General features: G+C 65.8%; 11 protein-coding genes. All 11 read left to right on the top strand.

The window, feature by feature from the left end; genetic code table 11:
- The first annotated feature begins 2 nt into the window (after positions 1-2).
- The 11 genes from JKL46_RS21150 (at position 3) to JKL46_RS21100 (ending at position 21,104) form a co-directional block, all read left to right on the top strand.
- Entirely contained in the window at positions 3-1,178 is a 1,176-nt protein-coding gene (locus JKL46_RS21150) for an ABC transporter substrate-binding protein (RefSeq protein ID WP_201837030.1), read from the top strand.
- Between the two features lie 58 nt (positions 1,179-1,236).
- Complete coding sequence (locus JKL46_RS21145) at positions 1,237-2,091, top strand: ABC transporter permease subunit (RefSeq protein WP_201837028.1); 855 nt, start codon at positions 1,237-1,239, stop codon at positions 2,089-2,091.
- A gap of 19 nt (positions 2,092-2,110) precedes the next feature.
- Positions 2,111-3,148 (top strand): branched-chain amino acid ABC transporter permease, encoded by a 1,038-nt coding sequence (locus JKL46_RS21140; protein ID WP_201837026.1) that lies wholly within the window; start codon positions 2,111-2,113, stop codon positions 3,146-3,148.
- A 1-nt stretch (position 3,149) separates the two neighbouring features.
- Positions 3,150-3,902: an ABC transporter ATP-binding protein gene (locus JKL46_RS21135; RefSeq protein ID WP_201837024.1), complete on the top strand. Its 753-nt coding sequence runs from the start codon at positions 3,150-3,152 to the stop codon at positions 3,900-3,902.
- Positions 3,895-4,629: an ABC transporter ATP-binding protein gene (locus tag JKL46_RS21130; RefSeq protein ID WP_201837023.1), complete on the top strand. Its 735-nt coding sequence runs from the start codon at positions 3,895-3,897 to the stop codon at positions 4,627-4,629. Before JKL46_RS21135 ends, JKL46_RS21130 begins: the two co-directional genes overlap by 8 nt.
- A gap of 24 nt (positions 4,630-4,653) precedes the next feature.
- Positions 4,654-5,787, top strand: coding sequence for a 5-methyltetrahydropteroyltriglutamate--homocysteine S-methyltransferase (locus JKL46_RS21125; protein ID WP_201837021.1), 1,134 nt, complete (start codon positions 4,654-4,656; stop codon positions 5,785-5,787).
- A 235-nt stretch (positions 5,788-6,022) separates the two neighbouring features.
- On the top strand, positions 6,023-6,985 hold the full coding sequence (locus JKL46_RS21120; protein WP_201837019.1) for a catechol 2,3-dioxygenase: 963 nt from the start codon (positions 6,023-6,025) through the stop codon (positions 6,983-6,985).
- 299 nt (positions 6,986-7,284) lie between these two features.
- The gene (locus JKL46_RS21115) at positions 7,285-8,982 is read left to right on the top strand and encodes a peptidase domain-containing ABC transporter (RefSeq protein ID WP_201837017.1); all 1,698 of its coding nucleotides are present in this window, start codon (positions 7,285-7,287) and stop codon (positions 8,980-8,982) included.
- Entirely contained in the window at positions 8,979-11,153 is a 2,175-nt protein-coding gene (locus JKL46_RS21110) for an ATP-binding cassette domain-containing protein (protein ID WP_201837012.1), read from the top strand. Before JKL46_RS21115 ends, JKL46_RS21110 begins: the two co-directional genes overlap by 4 nt.
- Positions 11,153-12,598, top strand: a complete 1,446-nt coding sequence (locus tag JKL46_RS21105; RefSeq protein WP_201837003.1) for an HlyD family type I secretion periplasmic adaptor subunit — start codon at positions 11,153-11,155, stop codon at positions 12,596-12,598. The genes JKL46_RS21110 and JKL46_RS21105 overlap by 1 nt, the downstream gene beginning before the upstream one ends.
- Positions 12,599-12,608: 10 nt before the next feature.
- Positions 12,609-21,104, top strand: coding sequence for an Ig-like domain-containing protein (locus JKL46_RS21100; protein ID WP_201837001.1), 8,496 nt, complete (start codon positions 12,609-12,611; stop codon positions 21,102-21,104).
- The last annotated feature ends 129 nt before the right edge of the window (positions 21,105-21,233 follow it).

The following is a 21,233-nucleotide window of genomic DNA, read 5'->3' as shown; positions in this document are numbered from 1 at the left end:
ACATGCTGAGACGGACATTGTTAAGCGCTGTAGGCGCCACGGCGGCTATGCTGGCTCTGAGCGGGGTGGCGATGGCTCAGGAGACGGTAAAGATCGGCCTGATCCTGCCGATGACCGGGCCCTTCGCCTCGACCGGACGTCAGATCGAGGCGGCGGCGAAGCTCTACATGCAGCAGAAGGGCGATACGGTTGCAGGCAAGAAGATCCAGCTGATCGTCAAGGACGATACCGGCACCGCCGACGTCACCAAACGCCTTGCCCAGGAGCTCATCGTCAACGACAAGATCGCCGTCATGGCCGGCTTCGGGCTGACGCCGCTGGCCCTGGCGCCAGCGCCTCTGGCGACGCAGGCGAAGGTGCCGGAGGTGGTGATGGCGGCCGCAACCTCCACCATCACCGAGGCCTCGCCCTTCATCGTCCGCACCAGCTTCACCCTGCCTCAGGCGACCGTGCCGATGGCGGATTGGGCGGCCCAGAACGGCCTCAAGAAAGTCGCGACGCTCGTCTCCGATTACGGCCCCGGCATCGACGCCGAGAAGGCCTTCACCGCCGCCTTCACCGCCAAGGGCGGGCAGGTCGAGAACCTGCGAGTGCCGCTCGCGAACCCGGACTTCTCGCCCTTCCTGCAGAAGGTGGCGGACGCCAAGCCTGACGCCCTGTTCGTGTTCGTGCCCTCCGGTATCGGCGCCCAGTTCATGAAGCAGTTCGTCGAGCGCGGCCTCGACAAGAGCGGCATCAAGCTCATCGGACCCGGCGACGTCACCGATGACGATCTGCTCAACAACATGGGCGACGTTGCACTCGGAGCGATCACGACCCAGCATTACTCCGCAGACCACGACAGCGCGGAGAACAAGGCGTTCGTCGAGGCCTTCAAGAAGGCCAACAACGGCATGCGCCCGAACTTCATGGCGGTGGGCGGCTACGACGGCATGCACCTGATCTATGAAGGTTTGAAAAAGACCAACGGCGAAGGCGGGCAGGCTCTCGTCGACGCGATGAAGGGCATGAGCTGGACCAGCCCGCGCGGTCCGGTCTCCATTGACCCGCAGACGCGTGACATCGTGCAGAACATCTACGTCCGCAAGGTCGAGCGCAAGAACGGGGAACTCTACAACGTCGAGTTCGCCACGATTCCCAATGTCAAGGACCCGGTGAAAGCCGCCAAGTCCAATTGATCACTTCCGGAAGCGCCGTCGAAGGGCGGCGCTTCCCTGAATACGCCTGGAGAGAACGGTGCTGACCATCCTCTTTGACGGCATTGCCTACGGCATGCTGTTGTTCGTGCTGGCCTGCGGGCTCGCGGTGACCCTGGGACTGATGAACTTCGTCAATCTCGCGCACGGCGCCTTCGCCATGGCCGGCGGCTATGTGACGGCGGTTCTCATGAACCGCTTTGGCGTGCCGTTCCTTCTGACGCTTCCCCTGGCCTTTGCCGTGCCGGCCATCATCGGCCTGGTGCTCGAGCGGACGCTCTACAAGCAGCTCTACGCGCGCAGCCACCTCGATCAGGTGCTGTTCTCCATCGGTCTGGTCTTCATGGCGGTCGCAGCCGTCGACTATACCATGGGATCGCAGCAGCAGATGATCCAGATCCCGACCTGGCTCCAGGGCCGCGTCGAGATTCTCGGCATCCAGGTCGGCCTCTATCGCAGCTTCATCATCGCCGTTTGCGGCGTCCTCGTGGTGGCGCTGCAGTTCGTCCTGACCCGGACCCGCTTCGGCAGCCGCTTGAGGGCGGCGGTTGACGACCCGAGGGTCGCGCGCGGCCTCGGCATCAATGTGAGCGTGATCTTCGCCACCACCTTCGCGGTCGGCTCCGGGCTCGCGGGCCTAGGCGGCGCGCTGGGCGCGGAGATCCTTGGCCTCGATCCCACGTTCCCGCTCAAGTTCATGATCTATTTCCTGATCGTGGTGACGGTCGGGGGCACCACCAGCATCACCGGCCCGTTCCTGGGCTCCCTGCTGCTCGGCATCGCCGATGTCGCCGGCAAGTATTACGTGCCGAGCCTCGGTGCCTTCGTCATCTACACGCTCATGATCGTCGTTCTCGTTCTTCGCCCACAAGGCCTGTTCGCCCGTGCGCGCTGAACCGACAGGAAAACACCCGATGCAGTCGACCACTGCCGAAACCGTCAGGACGGGCTTAAGCCGAAGAGGGCGATGGGGCCTGGGCGAGATCGCCTTCTGGCTCGTGGCCGCAGCGACCCTGTTCTTCCTGCCCGAGCGCCATCTCATCCTGAACGAGATCGCGATCATCGGCCTCTTCGCGCTCTCCCTCGACCTCATCCTCGGCTACGCAGGAATCGTGTCGCTCGGCCACGCCGCCTTCTTCGGCCTCGGTGCCTATGTGGCTGGGATCCTGGCCAAGAATGGCATCACTGACCCGCTGGCGGGTCTGGTCGTCGCTGCGATCGCTTCGGCAATCCTGGGCTTCGTCACCAGCTTCCTCGTGCTGCGCGGATCCGATCTGACCAAGCTGATGGTGACGCTCGGCGTCGCGCTGGTTCTCGGCGAGCTGGCCAACCAGATGTCCTGGCTGACCGGCGGGGCCGACGGCCTTCAGGGCATCAGCATGGGACCGATCCTCGGGCTGTTCGAGTTCGATATCTTTGGGACTGTCGCCTATGCGTACAGCCTCGTGGTGACCTTCGTGCTGTTCGTGCTTGCGCGCCGGATCGTCGTGTCGCCCTTTGGCCTGTCGCTGCGTTCGATCCGCGACAATCCTCTGCGGGCCCGCGCCGTCGGCATACCGGTCAACCGCCGCCTTGTCGCGGTCTACACGCTCGCCGCGGCTTACGCGGGCGTTGCCGGCGGGCTCCTGGCGCAGACGACCCAGTTCGTCTCGCTCGACGTGCTCGCCTTCCACCGCTCCGCAGACGTGATGCTGGTGCTGGTGATCGGCGGCGTCGGCTATCTCTACGGCGGATTGATCGGGGCTGTGGTCTTCAAGGTGCTCCAGGACGTCCTCTCGGCCTGGACGCCGCAATACTGGCAGTTCTGGATCGGCCTGATCCTCGTCCTTCTCGTCCTCGCGGGTAGGGAGCGCCTGACAGACAAGGCCAGATTCGCAGTGAAGCGCTTCTTCGGCCGCTTCAAGGCGCAGCGCACCGACGCGATGCCGACCACCTCGGCCCGGGAGATCTGACATGGCGCCTGCTCTCGAAACCAGAGGCCTCGTGAAGCGCTTCGGCGGCCTCGTCGCCACTGATGACGTGACGTTCAAATTGGAGCAGGGCGCGCGTCACGCCCTGATCGGCCCCAATGGCGCCGGCAAGACCACCTTCATCAACCTGCTCACCGGCGTGCTGACCCCTACCTCCGGCCAGATCCTGCTGGAAGGCGAGGACATCACGCGCCTGCGTCCGGAACTGCGGGTCCAGCGCGGCCTGGCGCGCACCTTCCAGATCAATCAACTCTTCCCGGCCATGACACCGCTCGAGACCCTGGGCCTTGCCGTGTCCGAGCGGATGGGCGGCGGACGCGACTGGTGGCGCGTGATCGGCAGCAAGCGGGAGATCGTCGACGAGATCGTCGAGATCGCCCAGCGCTTCCGCCTGACCGACGTGCTCGACGAGCGCACCTCGAATCTCGCCTATGGCAAGCAGCGCCTGCTGGAAATCGCCGTCGCCTTCGCCTGCCGGCCGCGCGTGCTGCTTCTCGACGAACCGGCGGCGGGCGTGCCCGAGGCGGAGCGGCACGAGTTGCTCGCCACCGTGGCGGCGCTGCCGCGCGACGTCTCGGTGCTGCTGATCGAGCACGACATGGACCTCGTGTTCAGTTTCGCCGACCGGATTTCGGTTCTCGTCAACGGCGCGCTGTTCACGGAAGGCACCGTTGAGGAGGTTTCGAGTGACCCCAGGGTCCGCGCCGTCTATCTTGGGGAGAGCGTCGATGAGTGATCTTCTCAACCTGCAGCAGGTTTCGGCAGGCTACGGCGATGCCATCGTCATCTCGAAGATCGACCTCAGCCTGAAACCTGGGGAATCGCTCGCGGTGCTCGGCCGCAACGGCACCGGCAAGACCACGCTCATCAACACCATCATCGGCGTGACCCGCCTTCGCGGCGGCTCGATCACGCTCGGCGGTCGCGACCTGACCACGACCCGCCCCGACAAGCGGGCGCTCGCCGGAATCGGCTGGGTGCCGCAGGAGCGCAACATCTTCAAATCGCTGACGGTGGAGGAGAACATCACGGCCGTCGCCCGCCCTGGTGCTTGGAACCTCGCGCGGGTCTATGAGATGTTTCCCCGTCTCAAGGAACGGCGCTCCAATCTCGGCAACCAGCTTTCCGGCGGCGAGCAGCAGATGCTGGCCATCGCCCGCGCGCTGGTGCTCAATCCCAAGCTCATGCTGCTGGACGAGCCGACCGAAGGCCTGGCGCCGATCATCATCGAGGAACTGCTCGCTGCGCTCAGCCGGATCATCCGCGGGGAGGGCATGTCGGCCATCGTGGTCGAGCAGCACGCCCAGAAGATCCTCGGCGTCACCGACAACGCGCTTATCCTCGATCGCGGCACCATCGTCCATGCCGGTCCGAGCCGGGCGCTCATCGAAGACCCGGCCGCCCTCGAGCAGCATCTCGGGGTGACGGCCAAGAAAAAGTCCGCACGCGTGGCGGCGCACTGAACCAAGACAATGGAGGAACATCTGATGCAACGGACCAAGCCACCTTTCCGCGCCGACATGGTCGGCAGCCTCCTGCGCACCGCGGCTCTGAAGGACGCGCGCCACAAGCATCACGACGGCGAAATCTCCGACGAGGCTCTGAAGGAGATCGAGGACCGGGAGATCCGCGCCCTGATCAAGCGCCAGGAGGAGATCGGCCTGCAGGCTGTGACCGACGGCGAATTCCGTCGGGCCTTCTGGCATTTCGACTTCCTTGAGCATCTCGACGGCGTCACCTCCGTCGAGGCGGATTCCGGCATGAACTTCAAGGGCGGCGTCGGCATCGCCAAGGCGCTGCGGATCACCGGCAAGGTCGGTTTTTCCGGCCAGCACCCGATGATCGATCATTTCCGCTTCGTGAAGGACAACACCGACCGCGTGGCGAAGATGACGATCCCGGGTCCGAGCATGCTGCATTATCGCGGCGGCCGGAAAATGATGAACATGGGCGTCTATCCCAACATGGACGACTTCTATGCCGATGTCGGCAAGGCCTACAACAAGGCCGTCCACGCCTTCTACGACGCCGGCTGCCGCTATCTCCAGCTCGACGACATCTCGTTCGCCTATCTCTGCGATCCCGAGCAGCGCGAGATGCTGCGCCAGCGCGGCGACGATCCGGAGAAGCAGCCGGAGATCTATGCCGGGATGGTGCGCGAGGCGCTGAAGGACAAGCCGGACGACCTGACGATCACCATGCATCTGTGCCGCGGCAATTTCCGCTCGACCTTCATCGCATCGGGCGGCTACGAGCCGGTCGCGGAAGTGCTGTTCAACCGCATGCCGGTCGACGGTTATTTCATGGAATGGGACACGGATCGGGCAGGGGGCTTCGAGCCCCTGCGCTTCCTGCCGAAGGGCAAGTCCGTCGTTCTCGGTCTCGTGACCTCCAAGACCGGGACCCTGGAAAAGAAGGACGACATCAAGCGGCGTATCGACGAGGCGAGCAAGTTCGTCGATCTCGATCAGCTCTGCCTCTCGCCCCAATGCGGCTTCGCTTCGACGGAAGAGGGCAACACCCTGGCTGAGGACGAGCAATGGGCCAAGCTGCGGATGATCGTCGAGATCGCCGAAGAGGTCTGGGGCAGCCCTGGATCGGGAGCCAAGAAGGCGGCGTGAGTGTATGGCCCATAAAGGGTTTACGCCCCCTTAGCCCTCATCCTGAGGGCCGCCGCAGGCGGCGTCTCGAAGGGCGAGGGCGCTTCCAGTGCGCGCTAGATCCTCTTTCGAGACGCCACTTCGTGGCTCCTCAGGATGAGGACAGAGATTTACGAGCCGGACACTGAGGACAACGTGGGGACGAGCCGTTCGGCCCGCCCCCCGTCACGGCGATTTTCGTGTGGAAGTGATGACGATGCAGGAAGAACCGGTGCTTGACCTCGCCCATCTGGGCCATCTCGAGCTGCTGACGCCGAAGCCGGACGAGAGCCTGCGTTTCTTCGTCGACGTGATGGGCATGACGGAAAGCGGCCGCCAGGGCGATTCCGTCTACCTGCGCGGCTGGGACGACTATGAGCGCCACTCGCTCAAGCTGACGGCTTCGAAGAAGCCCGGCATGGGCCACATGGCCTTCCGGACCCGCAGCCAGCAGGCGCTTGAGCGCAGGGTCGCAGCGCTCGAGGGCTCTGGCTACGACATCGGCTGGACGGACGGCGATCTCGGTCATGGCCCGGCCTTCCACTGTCGCGATCCGGACGGGCATGTGGTCGAGCTCTATTACGAAACCGAATGGTATGCCCCGCCGCCGGAGCTCAAGCCTGCCCTGAAGAACCAGGCGCAGCGCTTCCCGGCGCGCGGCGTCAATGTTCGCCGGCTCGATCACCTCAATTGTCTCGCCGCGGATATCCGCGCCAATCGCATCTTCTTCGAGACCTATCTCGGATGCCGGCTGACCGAGCAGATCGTCCTGAACGACGGCACCGAAGCCGGCATGTGGATGACGCTGACAAACAAGAGCTACGACTTCGCCTTCACCCGCGACCATACGGGTGCGAAAGGCCGCTTCCACCACCTGACTTATGCCCTCGATAGCCGCGAGGACGTTTTGCGCGCGGCGGATATCTTCCTGGAGGCGGGGGTTCCCATCGAATCGGGGCCGCACAAGCACGCGGTTCAGCAGACCTTCTTCCTCTATGTCTACGAGCCCGGCGGCAACCGCGTCGAAGTCTGCAACGCCGGCGCGCGGCTCATCCTCGCCCCGGACTGGAAGCCGATCGTCTGGACGGAGGAGGAGCGCAAGAAAGGACAGGCCTGGGGCATGAAGACGGTCGAATCGTTCCACACCTATGGGACGCCGCCGGTCGAGGGCGCCCATTAGCGGCCATCCCGTATATTCGGTAGAGGAAAATTCCGTCAGTCAAAGATAACGGGCCCTATAACCATTAACTCTACCAAGGGTTTAACGGCTGCTGCTCGACGACGCTCTGTTGACGTTTAAGAATATATTACGACATTCTGCGCTATCGATACGCTGATATCCATGGCGGATTGGACGCTCACCGCGGTGAGACTGGGCCAAGGGCATGATGCCGTTCCGTCATACCGGTGAGAGCCCGGTATGCTTCTTCACCCCAATCATCGTCATCTCTCCCCGGCCGTCAGGCCAATGGAAGCGCAATGGATCGGTCCGCCGTCCTATCCGGGACATCGCCGCTGTCCGCCGGCCCCTGGCTGACACGCCCGTTCAGAGGCCTGATCGGCCGGTTCGGCATCGGCTTCCTGATTCCCGTGCTCGAGGCCACGCTGCTCATCACCCTGCTCGCGCTCGCGCTCCCGGTCGCTCTGCTCCAGGTCTATGACCGCATCCTGCCCAACAAGGCGGTCGGTACGCTGGCAGTGCTCGCGACGATGGTGACGATCGCCATCCTGCTGGAGGCGCTGCTGCGCCACGTGCGCGGACGCATTCTCGCTCGCATCGCCGCAACGTCCGAGGCGCAGGCGCATCGCCAGGCGATGGAATGCCTGCTCAATGCACCGCTGTCGGCTCTGGAAGGTCACGGCAACGGCTATTATGCCGAGCGCCTTTCGGCCATTGGCTCCTTACGCGAAGCCTGGTCCGGCCCGGCGCTGCAGGCGATGCTCGATCTGCCCTTCGCACTGCTTTACCTGGTGGGCATCTGGTATCTCGCCGGGCCGCTCGTTCTGGTGCCGGTGGCGCTCCTCGGCGGCGTCGGGCTGCTTGCCGTCCTGACGGGACGCCGCGTCCGCTCCGCCGCCCACAACCTCGCCATGGCCGAGGAACGGCGCTTCAATTTCCTCTTCGATACGCTGAACTGCATCCATTCCATGAAGGTTCTGGGCGCCGAGCCCCTGCTGGAGCGGCGCTACGAGCGCCTGCAGAACGGCTCGGCACAACTGCGGCGCAGGCTGGCGCAGACGATCTCCGCAGGCCAGGAAGGGGGCATGCTGCTCGCTCAGATCGCAACGGTGGGCGTAGCCGCCTTCGGCTGTCACATGGTGCTGAGCGGACAGCTCAGCGTCGGCGGCCTCGGCGCCTGCACCATGCTGGTCGGGCGCACCATGCAGCCCTTGCTCGGCGGCGTCGCCCTGTGGTCGCGCCTGCAGTCGCTGGCGGAAAGCCGCCGGCGCGTGGCCGAGATCGGGTCCTTGCCCCAGGAGCGTCACGCCGGCCGTCCCGTGCTGCAGGTGAGGGAAGGCCATGTTGTGCTGGAGGCTGTCCGGTTTCGAACCCAGCACTATTCCGAATGGCTCTTCGACGGATTGGCGCTCGAGGCGAAGCCCGGCGAGATCGTCGGCATCACAGGCTCCAACGGCTCCGGCCGCTCGGCGCTGCTGCGCCTGATCGCCGGCGATCTGCAGGCGAAAGAGGGTCATGTTCGGATTGACGGACAGAATCTCGCCGACGTCGATGTGGGGCCTGCGCGCCGGCTCGTCGCCCTGGTGCCGCCGGACCCGGCACTGGTGCGTGGAACGCTTCTGCAGAATATGACGATGCACCAGCCGCAGCGGGAAGCCCTGGCTTTGCGTCTCGCGACGGAACTCGGCCTGGATCAGGTCGCGAGCGCCCTGCCGGGCGGCTGGCACACGCAGGTCGGCGTTGCTGCGACGCCGCTGCCACGTGGCGCGGCCCAGCGCATCGGCGTCGTGCGCGCGCTGGTCGAGGAGCCGCGTATCCTTCTCCTCGACGATATCAGCTCGCAGATCGATAGCGACAGCGACGCACGTCTCGCCCGGCTCATGGTGGAATTGAGGGGCAGGGTGACCGTGATTATCGTCACCCATCGCCCCTCCACCCTGAACATCGCCGACCGGGTCTATGCGATCCGCAGCGGTGGATTGGAGCGCGTGTCGTGAGCGCGCACCTGCACGGCCCGATCGAGCTGCCTGAAGATCTTGCGACGCCGTCGGATCTCACGCGCTGCCTATCGGCCATGCTGTGGCTGATGGAATGGTCGGGCGGCGTCGACGATCTGCTGGCAGCTCTTCCTCACGCCAAGCCCGACATCGACCTCACGGATCTACGTAACTCGCTCGCCGTCCTGGGCTATCCGACCCGAATGGAACGTCTGCGCGGCGGTTCGCTCGATCCCCGCCGCCTGCCGGCGATCCTCCTGACCCGGGGCAAGGCGGCAGCTCTGGTCTATTGCGACGAGTCCGGTCAGGTGCTGACGCTGGACGGCAGCACGGGCGAGGTGACGCCATGTGTTCCTGAAACAATGCGCCATGGAGTGGCGCTGGTGATCGACACAGATGCCGCATCATCCCGCCAGAACTGGTTCGCTGGCATCGCGCGCCGCTTCCGCGGCGACCTGCCGGGACTGCTTTGCCTCAGCGGTCTGATGGCCGTGCTCGGGCTTGCCGTGCCGATCTTCACCATGGCGGTGTTCGACACCGTCATTGCAGGCTACAGCCCCGGCACCCTGCCCATGCTCGTCGGCGGAGTCATCGCGGCGATCCTGTTGGAGATCGCCTTCCGTGCCACGCGGCAGCGTGCGCTGCTGCGCATCGCCGAACGGCTCGACCGGCTGGTTCCGAGTGCGGTGTTCACGCAGCTGATGTCGCTGCCGACCGCGCTTGTGGAGCGGGCCGGCACCGCCTCGCAGGTGTCGCGTCTGCGTGATTTTGCAGCCATCCGCGAATTCCTGACCGGCAGTTTCGCAGTCGCCTTGCTCGACATGCCATTCACCGTGCTCGTCGTCGTGCTCATGGTGGTGCTCGGCGGCTGGATTGCCGTCGTTCCGGTCGGAACGGCCGCGGGCTTCGTCGTCCTCTATCTGGTCTCCCGCGGGCCGATGCGGCTCGCGATCGAGCAAGCCGCCCGCGCCAACCAGGCTCGGGAAGCACTGGCGGTCGAGGCACTGGAAGCCGTGCGCACCTTGAAGCTCGTCGGTGCCGAGGAGCGCTGGATCGAGCGCTATGCCGGCGCCTCCGCCGCAGCGGCCATCGCTTCGGCTCGGGTTGGCACGCTTTCCGGTTCGGTCCTCGCCGCCAGCCAGGCGCTCGTCACGCTTTCGGGACTGGCCGCGGTGGTGATGGGAGTTGTCTCCGTCCTTGCAGGTGCGATGACGGCGGGCGCGCTCATCGCCGGCATGATGCTGATCTGGCGCATCCTCGGCCCGCTGCAGACCGGTTTCGTCATGCTGTCACGGTGGGAGCAGACCGTTGCTTCCATACGCCAGGTCGACGGGATGATGGCGCTCGAGACCGAGCGCCCGCCGCCGCTCGAGGCGCGCATGGCGCCGCCGGAGCAGGGCGCCATCGTGTTCCAGCGTGTGACCCTGCGCTACATGCCGCAGGCGGAGCCGGTACTCGCCGGCGCCAGCTTCTCGATTCAGCCGGGTCAGGTCGTCGCCGTCACGGGTGCGGAAGGAACCGGTAAATCGACCTTGCTGCTCCTCATCGCAGGTCTCTACCGGCCCCAGGGCGGATTGGTGCGGATCGACGGGCACGATGTGCGTTCCTTCAACCCCGCTGTGCTCCGCCGCAGCATCGGCTGGGTGCCGCAATCGCCGGGTCTGCTTTACGGAACCGTCGCCCAGAATCTCCGCCTTGCCCGTCCCAGCGCCTCGGATGAGGAACTGCGCGCGGCAGCAGAAGAGGCTGGCGTCCTCGAGGCCATCGAGGCATTGCCGCAGGGTTTCGACACCCGCGTCGGCGACAACCAGAGCGGCCGGCTCCCTCGCAGCATCCTGCAGCGGATCGCCCTTGCCGGCGCTCTTCTGCGCAATGCCCCGATCCTTTTGCTGGACGAACCCGTGGCGGGACTCGACGATGCCTGCGCTCAGGCTTTCACCGATGTCATCGCCTCGCATCGGGGGCGCTGCACCATCCTCATGGCGACGCATCGGCCGAGCCATATCCGTCTTGCCGACCGTGTGCTGCGCGTCCGGGATGGACAGGTCGAGGAAATCGAACAGCAGGGCGCCCCTTCCGGACCGCGTCCTACCAGAACCTCCATCGGCGTCCCTTTGGCCAATGCCGCCTTCGCGAACGTCGCTGCCGCCAACAGCTCGAAGGTTGCCTGATGAGCAAGACCGCCAACCACGTCGCCGAGGGCGAGATCCAGCCGGCAACGATCGACCGACGCATCCTGCCCCGTGCCAGCCGACAGCCGCGCCCTGACAGCCATGTGCTCGCGCTTGAGGAACTGCGCGTTCACGGCTTGGAGCGTGCCGTCGTGCTCGGTACAGGGCTGCTGGTGGCCTCGACCCTCGCTTGGGCGGCCTTGACCCATGTGCCTGAAGTCGCTGTGAGCGTCGGCGAGATTTCGCCCGCCGTCGCCCCCGCGCCGGTGCAGCATCTCGAAGGCGGCATCGTCGCCGAAGTGCTTGTGAACGAAGGCGAGCGGATCGAGGCTGGGCAACCCCTGTTGCGCATGAACGATGCGGCCGCACAATCCGAGCTGTCGCAGGCCCGCCTGCGCCTTGAATCCCTGCAGCTTCAGGCACAGCGCCTCGCCGCAGCGGCGAACGGCAATCTCATCGCCATGGAATTGCGCGGGCGCCAGGGTCCTACGGCAGGAATGGTCGCCGACGCGACGGGAGGAACGCAGGTGGTGCCGCTCCTGACAGCCGGTACCTTCGCCGAACCGCAGCGCGCCGCCTTGACGGCCCGCATGCGGGCTCTCGCCGATCGCATTTCCGTTCTACAGGAGCAGGTCGCGCAGCGGCGCGGCGACCTTGCGACGTTATCCGGCCAGATCTCCTCTCTGCAGGAGCAGATGTCGCTGCATTCCAAGGAACTTGGCATCCGGGAGGATCTGGCGAGAAACGGCCTGACCACTCGCCTTTCCGTGCTTGAGGCGCAGCGGCTTTTCATGAGTGCCAAGGCCGAGCACGAACGCCTGAGCGGACAGCATGGCACCGCTCTGCGCAGCCTCGCCGAGGCGGAAGCGCGGATCACCGAGGCGCAATCAACAGCCGTGGACGAAGCCCGTCAGGAAGCGGCCCGCGTCGCGCTCGAAGTTGCGGAGACGACGGAAGTCGTCCGCAAGCTCGAGGATCGCGCCGACCGCACCGTTCTGCGGGCTCCCATCGACGGTGTTCTGCGCGGGCTTGCCGTCCATCGCCCCGGTACCGTGCTGCCGCCGGGCGGGCTGGTGGCCGAGATCATGCCGCAGGATTCATCGCTCGTCGCCGATGTGCGCCTCATGCCGCGGGATATCGGTTTCATCGAGCCTGGCCAGCAGGTTCACGTGAAGGTGCAGGCCTTCGACTACGCGCGCTTCGGCTCGGTCGAGGGAACAGTGGAGCGTGTCTCCGCCGGCACTTTCCTCGACGAGCAGCGGCAGCCGCATTACCGCGCGCGCATCGCGCTCAAGCAGCAGCATGTGGGCCACGATCCGCGTTTCGCGCAGCTCGTGGCCGGCATGACCGTCCAGGCGGACATCACCACCGGCACCAAGACGGTGCTGCAATACCTGCTGAAGCCGATCTACTCGGCGATGGCAGGCTCCTTCCATGAGCGCTGAGGAACAGCCCATGAGCCAGCAGCCCGATCTCACCATTCCCTTCGATGCCAGCGTTCTCGACGAAGAGGCCCTTCGCACCCTGCGCGCCGTGCAGCGCATGGTTCCAGCCGGTGACGGAGGTTCCAACAGCAATCTCGTCGGTGGCACCGAGGCGGTCGCAGCCTTCGGCATGGTGCCGGGGGCACCATCGGGAACGGCCTCCGTCAGGCCCTTCCAAATTGCGACCGAACGGATGGAAGGGACTGTTGCGCGCGAAGAAGCACCTTCGAGTGAAATGGATCTCGCTCCGTCGAACGATAATCCCGCGCTGGTCGAAGCGGCGCTGTCCGACGACGTACCGATGCAGGCACCGGCAGCACCACAATCCTCGCCTGCACCGAAGGCTGCCATATCCTCGGGCTCGTCGAGCTATGTGCCTGACACCTCCGCGGCCGTGGCCTTTGCCCCGGAGGCCGTGAAGGCCGGCGCAGATCTGCCCGACGATCAGGTTGCGCTTCCGCAGCCACCGACAGACGAGCCGGCTGAGGAACAACCGCAGGACCTCACCGCCGAAGCACCCCTCGTTCAAGCGGGCGACGCGGAAGGGCAGGAAGATCAGCCGATTGCTTTGAACCTTTCGGCGGCTCTCGCCGATACCGATGGCTCGGAGCTGCTGTCGATCAAGATTTTCGGTGTTCCGGAAGGTGCCACGCTCACGCACGGCACGCGTCAGTCCGATGGCAGCTGGAGCGTCTCTCCCGCCGATCTGGCCGATCTCGCGATCATTCCGCCGGAGAACTTCTCCGGTACCTTCAACCTTACCCTGCGTGCCACCTCTCAGGAATCCAACGGTGAGACGGCCGCGACCGAAGTCGTGTTTCAGGTACAGGTCCATGCGGTCGCCGATGCCCCGAGCGTCGCGGTCGCCGACGCCCATGGCCAGGAAGACGCGGCCGTCAGCCTCGCAGGCCTCGGCGGGGCTTTGCGTGATACGGATGGCTCGGAGAGCCTCAGCTTCGTGATCTCGGGCGTTCCCGCAGGCACGACGCTCAGTGCCGGCACCTCTCTCGGCGGCGGGCGCTGGGCACTCAGCCCGGCACAGCTCGAAGGGCTGACGCTCACACCTCCGGCCCATTTCTCGGGACAATTCAACCTCACGCTCACGGCCATCGCCACGGAGAGCGAGGCCGGCGTGCCGAGCGCCCGCACATCGGCTTCCTTTGTGGTGAGCCTGGATCCGGGGGTCGATGCCGCTAGCATTGGCGGCGCAAGTCAAGGGGCGGAGGACACGCCGATCCTGGTCCAGCCGGCCTTCCTGACGCCCGACATGGACGGCTCGGAGACATGGTCGGAGTTCACGCAAGTGGCAGGCGTGCCGGCGGGAGCCACGCTCAGCCGCGGCACGGAAATCGCGCCGGGCGTCTGGCAGGTTTCGACGGCGGATCTGCGCGGGGGGCTCGTGAGCGTGCGCCCGGCGGTGCACAGCGATGCGGACTTCACGCTGACCCTGACGACGACCCTGACTGATAGCGGCAACGGCACGAGCGTGAGCCGGGTCGTCACCGGGACGCATGCGGTGACCGTGGATGCCATCGCCGACGCACCCGCTATCTCCGCGAGCAACGCTGCAGGGGATGAGGACCAGCCGATCCCGCTCAATCTTTCCGCCGCTCTCGTCGACAACGATGGCTCGGAGGTTCTCTCGGTCAACTTCCTCGGCGTGCCCGATGGCGCGAGCCTCTCGCATGGCACGCGGCAACCCGACGGCAGCTGGAGCGTCTCTCCCGCCGATCTGGCTCACGTGTTCATCACGCCTCCTGCCGATTTCGCGGGAACCATCGATCTGACGCTCCGCGCCACAGCGCACGAGACCTCGAACGGCTCGACGGCGGTCCGAAGCGTCGATTTTCAGGTCGTCGTGGCCGATGTCTCCGACGCACCATCGGTGACGACACAGGACGCGTCAGGGCGCGAGGACGAGTCGATCGCTCTCGCTCTCTCGGCGGCCCTGACCGACACCGACGGATCAGAAATTCTCTCGGTCGCGGTTCTGGGTGTCCCGTCCGGCGCATCGCTATCGCATGGCAGCCGCGCGGCGGATGGCAGCTGGGTAGTTGATCCAAACGATCTCCCGAACCTGTTGATTCTTCCGCCCGCGAATTTCTCCGGCACGATCGACCTGACCCTTCGGGCCACCTCGGTGAGCGCGAACGGCGTCACCGCGACGACCAATTCGCCGTTCCATGTGGCGGTGGAGGCGGTTGCCGATGCTCCCGCTGTGGCTGTGCATGATGCGGCGGGGCAGGAGGATCAGGCGATCGCGCTCGACCTCTCCGCAATGTTGACCGATACCGACACTTCCGAAGTGCTGTCCGTGACGATCGAGGGACTGCCGCAGGGTGCGCGCCTGTCGGCGGGAACGGACAACGGCGATGGCACGTGGTCTGTGTCGCCAGCGCAGCTCGCCGGTCTCACGCTGACGCCGCCCGCCAATTGGAGCGGCACGATGGCGCTGAGCCTTGTGGCCCAGTCACGCGAGATTTCGAACGGGTCGACGGCGACCACGCGCGCCGGCTTCCAGGTCTCGGTAGAGGCCGTCGCCGATGCGCCGGTCCTGGTCGCGCATGATGTGCGCGGCCTGGAAGACACGGCCATCACCCTCGACCTCTCCGCGACGCTGCAGGACCGCGACGGCTCCGAACTTCTGTCGGTCAGCATCTTCGGGGTGCCTGCCGGCGCGTCGCTGTCGCATGGCATCCGTCAGGCGGATGGCAGTTGGAGTGTGTCACCGTCCGATCTCGCTCATCTGAAGCTGACGCCGGTGAGGGATTTTTCGGGGCCACTCAATCTGCGCATGGAAGCAACCACCAGGGAATCCTCCAACGGTGATACGGAGACAATTGCTGCCGACTTCCGCGTCCAGGTCGGCGCTGTCGCGGATACGCCTGATGTGGTCGTCGCCAACTTCTCCGGCCGCGAGGACGAGCCTGTGGCTCTCACCGGCCTCGGCGGCGCCCTGCGTGATCTCGACGGCTCGGAGAGCCTGAGCTTCCTGCTGACGGTGCCGGCGGGCGCGACGCTCAATGCCGGTGTGAAGCAAGCCGACGGCAGCTGGCTGCTGACGCCGGCACAACTGAGCGGGCTGATCCTTACGCCCCCCCCGCATGGCTCCGGCCAGTTCCAGCTTACGCTGACTGCCGTTGCGACCGAGAGTGAGCCGGGCGTGCCGAGCGCGCGCAATTCGGCCAGCTTCACGGTCAATCTCGATCCCGTGCTCGATGCCGGTTCCATCACCGGCTCTGCCGCCGGCAACGAAGACAGCTGGATCACGATCAGGCCGACTTACGATACGCCCGACAAAGACAATTCGGAGACCTGGTCCGAATTTACGAGAGTGTCAGGCGTACCCTCCGGCGCAACGCTCAACCGCGGAAACATGATTGAGCCGGGTGTCTGGTCGGTCCCGACCGGGGATCTGCGGTCCGGGCAGGTGAAGATCAAGCCGCCGGCGCACAGCGACGAGGATTTCACCCTCACATTCACCGCAACCCTGCAGGACACCGGCAACGGGAAGACCGTGAGCGGCGAGGTGACGGGAACCAGCCGGGTGACGGTCAATGCAGTGGCCGATGCCCCGAGCGTGACCGCCACCAGCGTTTCGGGGAACGAGGATGGCGAGATTTCGCTCAATCTCTCCGCCGCCCTTGTCGACAGGGACGGCTCGGAAACGCTGGCGGTCCGGATCTACGGCGTGCCGGCAGACGCCTCCCTGACAAAGGGCACGTTGCAGTCTGACGGCTCCTGGCTCGTGCGGACGGAGGATCTGCCGCAGGTCGCGCTCAAGCCGCCTCTCGACTTCTCTGGCACCATCGACCTGAAAATCCGCGCCACTGCGTCTGAAAGCTCGAACGGCAGCAAGGCATCGACCGAAGTGCCTTTCCAGGTGAAGGTCGAGGCCGTGGCCGATGCCCCGGGGCTTCGCGTCAACCATTCGGTGGGAGACGAGGATACGGCGATCCCGCTGAACATGGCCGCCTGGACGACCGATCGCGACGGCTCGGAAAAAATCGTCGGCTTCAGGATTGCCGGCATTCCGGAGGGAGCGGTCGTGCGCGCAGGGAGCGTCGTGCTCGTCCGCGCCGCCGATGGCTCCGTGCTGGTCGATCCGGCGCAGGTGAACGGCCTCACCATCACGCCGCCCGCGCATTCCGACAAGGACTTCACCCTGAAGGTCTCAGCCATTTCCGCTGAGCCCAATGGCAGCACCGCCGAAAGCCAGCCGCTCGATCTTCACGTGACCGTGCGCGCCGTGGCCGACGCGCCCATCATGGACGTCACGGGCGCGACCGGCTTCGAGGACACCCCGATCGCCCTCAATCTGTCCGCAACCATGCCGGATGCGGATGGATCGGAGACCTTGAGCTTCGTCATCTCCGGCATTCCGGAAGGAGCCGTGCTTTCCCACGGGACCTATCGCGGGCCAGGCACATGGTCGCTGACGGCCGAAGAGGCGAGGCAGGCGACGCTGCTTCCGCCACGCGATTTCTCCGGCACCATCGAGCTGCGCGTGACGGCCGTCACGCAGGAAGCCGATGGCGGCGATCAGGCGAAGACGCCCGTTCGCTTCCCGGTCAACGTGGTCGCGGTGGTCGACACCCCCGCCGTCGGCGGTCTCGACGGACATTCGGGCAATTGGGGCACCATGGCGGGGACGGAGGACCAGCCCATCGCGCTGCGTCTCGATCCCGGCCTGCGCGACAGCGACAATTCGGAAAAGGTCGTCGGCGACATCCTGATCGGGAATGTCCCGAACGGCGCTGTCCTGAAGCTTGCAGACGGCACGATCCTGGCTGCAGACGTAAACGGCATCTACCGGATTCCCGCCGCGCAGATGACGGGCGTGACGCTGACCATGCCGCACGATAGCGATCAGGCTGCGACGCTCACCGTCGAAATGACCGTCGAGGATACGGGCGGCGTCCGCGCGACCATCGGCGGCCACATGGTGGTGGACCCGGCCGGCGATGCGGACACGCCCGTGCTCACACTCACGGAATCGACCGGCACTGGCCATAACAGCTTCGATCCGGACGAGGGGTTGATCCCTCTTCACATCGCCGCGACACCCGGCGATACGGACGGATCGGAATCCCTGTATATGTGGGTTCGGGACGTACCGAACGGTGCGGTTCTCTCGGCCGGCATTCCGGCGGGCGAGGGCGTCTGGCTGGTTCCGGTCGAAGCACTTTCCGACCTCTCGATCCGCCCGCCGGCCGGCTTCAGCGGCAGCTTCGATCTGAAGGTCACCGCCGTTGCCGTCGAGCGCGAAGGCGACCAATCTCATCTCACCGAAGAGGTAACGGTCACAATCACCGCGCCCTCGGGAGGCGGGAGCGGAGGAGGTGGAGGCGACGGATCGGGCACGGTTCCTGGTAGCGCACCCGTTGCGCAGGCGCCTGCGCTCGCGGTCGCTGATGCGGTGACAGCCGAGGATCGCTCGGTGCAGTTATCGATCTCCGCCGGGACGGCGGATTCGGACAATGGTCGTGAGACGCTCGGCATCCGCATCGATGGTGTTCCCGCAGGCGCGAGCCTCTCGGTCGGCGTGAGGGATCCTCTCACCGGCACCTGGGTGCTGCGGCCGGAGCAGCTGGTGAATGTCAGTCTCCTTCCTCCGGCGGATTTCTCTGGCACGATCAGCCTGCGTGTGACGGCGGTTTCGACAGAGGCCACGGGCAGCCAGACGACCACCACATCCGACCTCAACGTCACCGTCTCCGCAGTGGCCGACAGCGCCGTCATCGCTGCCGCCCCGCCCGCCGGCGTCGAGGATGTAGCGGTTCCGCTCAATCTGAGCGTTGGGTTGAGCGACAGGGACGGCAGCGAGTCGGTTGCGGCCGTCGTCATCTCGGGCCTGCCGGCGGGCTCGCGCCTCGAAGGCACGGGCCTCACCGACATAGGCAATGGGCGCTGGTCAGTCGATCCCGCCCATCTCGGAAGCCTGAATTTCGTTCCGCCTCCGAACAAGTACGGCACGTATACGCTGACCGTCGAGGCGACGACGCGCGAGGCGAGCAACGGCGACACGCTGGCGACGAGCCGGACGATTGCCATCTCCGTTGCGCCGAGCGCCGATGCTCCGGTCGTGACGGTGCATGACGCGACGGGCAATGAAGACGGCAGGATCGCGCTCAACCTCTCGGCGTCCCTGACCGATACCGACGGTTCCGAAGTGCTCTCGATCGTGATCGAAGGTCTGCCGGAAGGCGCACGCCTCTCCGCAGGTCTCAACAATGGCGACGGCAGCTGGACACTGACGCCCGCGCAGCTTGCCGGCCTGACGGTGACGCCGCCAGGCGATTGGAGCGGCACCATGGCGCTGACCATGCTGGCGCATTCCCGCGAGACCTCCAACGGTTCGGTGAAAACCACGACGGAGACTTTCGACATCCACGTGGGTGCGACGGCTGATGCACCCGTAGTGAGCGCCCGCGACGCAGCGGGCCGTGAGGACGAGCCGATCGGCCTGAAGCTTTCCGCGCTGCTGACCGATCGCGACGGCTCGGAGACGCTGTCCGTGGTGATCTCGGGAATGCCCTCGGGCGCCTTCCTCTCGCACGGCACACGCCAGCCGGATGGAAGCTGGCTCGTGTCGCCATCCGACCTGCCGAACCTCGCGGTCACGCCGCCGCAGAACTTCTCCGGATCCTTCGGCCTGACGCTGCGCGCCACCAGCCGTGAGACGAGTGGCGAGACGGCCACGACCGAAGCCACTTTCCGTGTGCAGGTCGATGCCGTCGCCGATGCGCCTTCCGTGACCGTGGTGAACTTCTCGGGCAGCGAGGACACGTCGATCAGGCTTACCGGTCTGGGCGGCGCGCTGATCGATACGGATGGGTCGGAGAGCCTCAACTTCGTGCTCAGCGGGCTGCCGGCTGGCGCGAGTCTCAGCGCGGGCACCAAACAGGCCGACGGCTCATGGCTGCTCACGCCAGCGCAGCTCAGCGGCGTGACCTTCATTCCGCCGGCACAGGTTTCAGGATCCTTTACCCTCACACTCACCGGCATCGCCGCGGAGAGTACAGGGGGATCGAGCGCCCGGACATCCGTCGACTTCACGGTCAGCCTCGACCCTGTTGCTGATGCCGGCACGATTGCCGGATCGAGCGCCGGCTCGGAGGATACCGCGATCCTCCTCAAGCCGACCTTCACGCTTACGGACAATGACGGTTCTGAGACCTGGTCGGAATTCACGCAGGTTTCCGGCATGCCGCAGGGCGCGAGCCTCAATCTGGGAACGGAGCTCAGCCCGGGCCTGTGGCAGGTGGCAACGGCCGATCTGCGTGCCGGGCTGGTGACGATCCTGCCAGCCGAAAATAGCGATGCGGATTTCACGCTCACCCTGAAGGCGACGATCACCGACAGCGGCAACGGGACTTCTGTGAGCCGGGAGATCACCGGTACGCATAGCGTCGCCGTCGCGGCCGTTGCCGACGCGCCGGTGGTTGTCGCGGGAGATTCGAGCGGGCTCGAGGATCACGCCATTGCGCTGAATCTCTCGGCCGTGCTCGTCGACACCGACGGTTCCGAGGCTCTGACCGTCACGATTCTCGGCGTGCATGACGGCTTCACCCTCTCGCATGGCACTGCCGCCGGAGGCGGCGCGTGGACTGTGCCGGCCGCCAGCCTGCCCAGCCTCCAGCTCATGCCGCCACAGGATTGGAATGGAACGCTGAACCTGACCCTCCAGGCGACGAGCCGGGAATCCACGGGCCAGACGGCGACGACCACCACCGCGTTTACCGTAACCGTCGACGCCGTGAACGACGCACCGGAGCTCGCGCTGGTGGCGCCCGATCATGCGGAAGCCGGTTCCCACCAAGCACATGCGATCGGTGGTGCCGAGGCTGAGGATATCGACAGTGCGCATCTTGGTGGCGCGACCATCACGCTGTCCGGCGCTCAGCCCGGCGACCGGCTCGATCTCGACGGCTTCGTCCTCCATCAGGAGAACGGGCGCACGATGATCGGCGACACGGGTATCGAGATCGTTGGAGGCGGCTATGCCGCCGGGACCGGAACCCTGACGCTCAGCGGCCACGCGACACCCGAAACCTATTCGTCGGTACTTGAGGCTCTGGTGCTCGAGAGCGGCGACGCATCCGGCCTTGCCGCCGGCAGCCGCAGTCTCGGGGTGACTCTGATCGACAGCGAGGGAGCGGCCTCAGCTGAGAGAAGCGTCGAGGTCATCGTGGACGCTTCCAGCGAGGCCTCGGTTATGGCGGCTTCCGCCGACGGGGCAGGGACGATGCAGGATCTGGCTGGTTCCGACATGCTTCTGCTCATGGCGGACGGAGTGTCGGATCCGAGCCATGGCGCGGGGGCGGCTTGGACCGACCAAATCGGCGCAGGAGATGCCTCCGCCTCCGGAGCACATCCGACTCCGGACCTCGATCAGCCAGCCGCGGATCATGTCCAGCCTCTCGACGACTTCCAGGCGGACGCCTCGCGGCTGCAATGGTCCTGAGAGTTTTGCACGACAAGAGTTTTGCCCCTTAGCCCTCATCCTGAGGGCCGCCGCAGGCGGTATCTCGAAGGACGAGGGCGTCTCCAGAGATCGCTGAATTCTCCTTCGAGACGCAGCTTCGCTGCTCCT

Source organism: Microvirga zambiensis WSM3693, from assembly GCF_016735695.1.
Classification (GTDB): domain Bacteria; phylum Pseudomonadota; class Alphaproteobacteria; order Rhizobiales; family Beijerinckiaceae; genus Microvirga; species Microvirga zambiensis.
The sequence above is the reverse complement of the archived record's forward strand: the minus strand, read 5'-3'. Positions and strand labels throughout refer to the sequence as shown.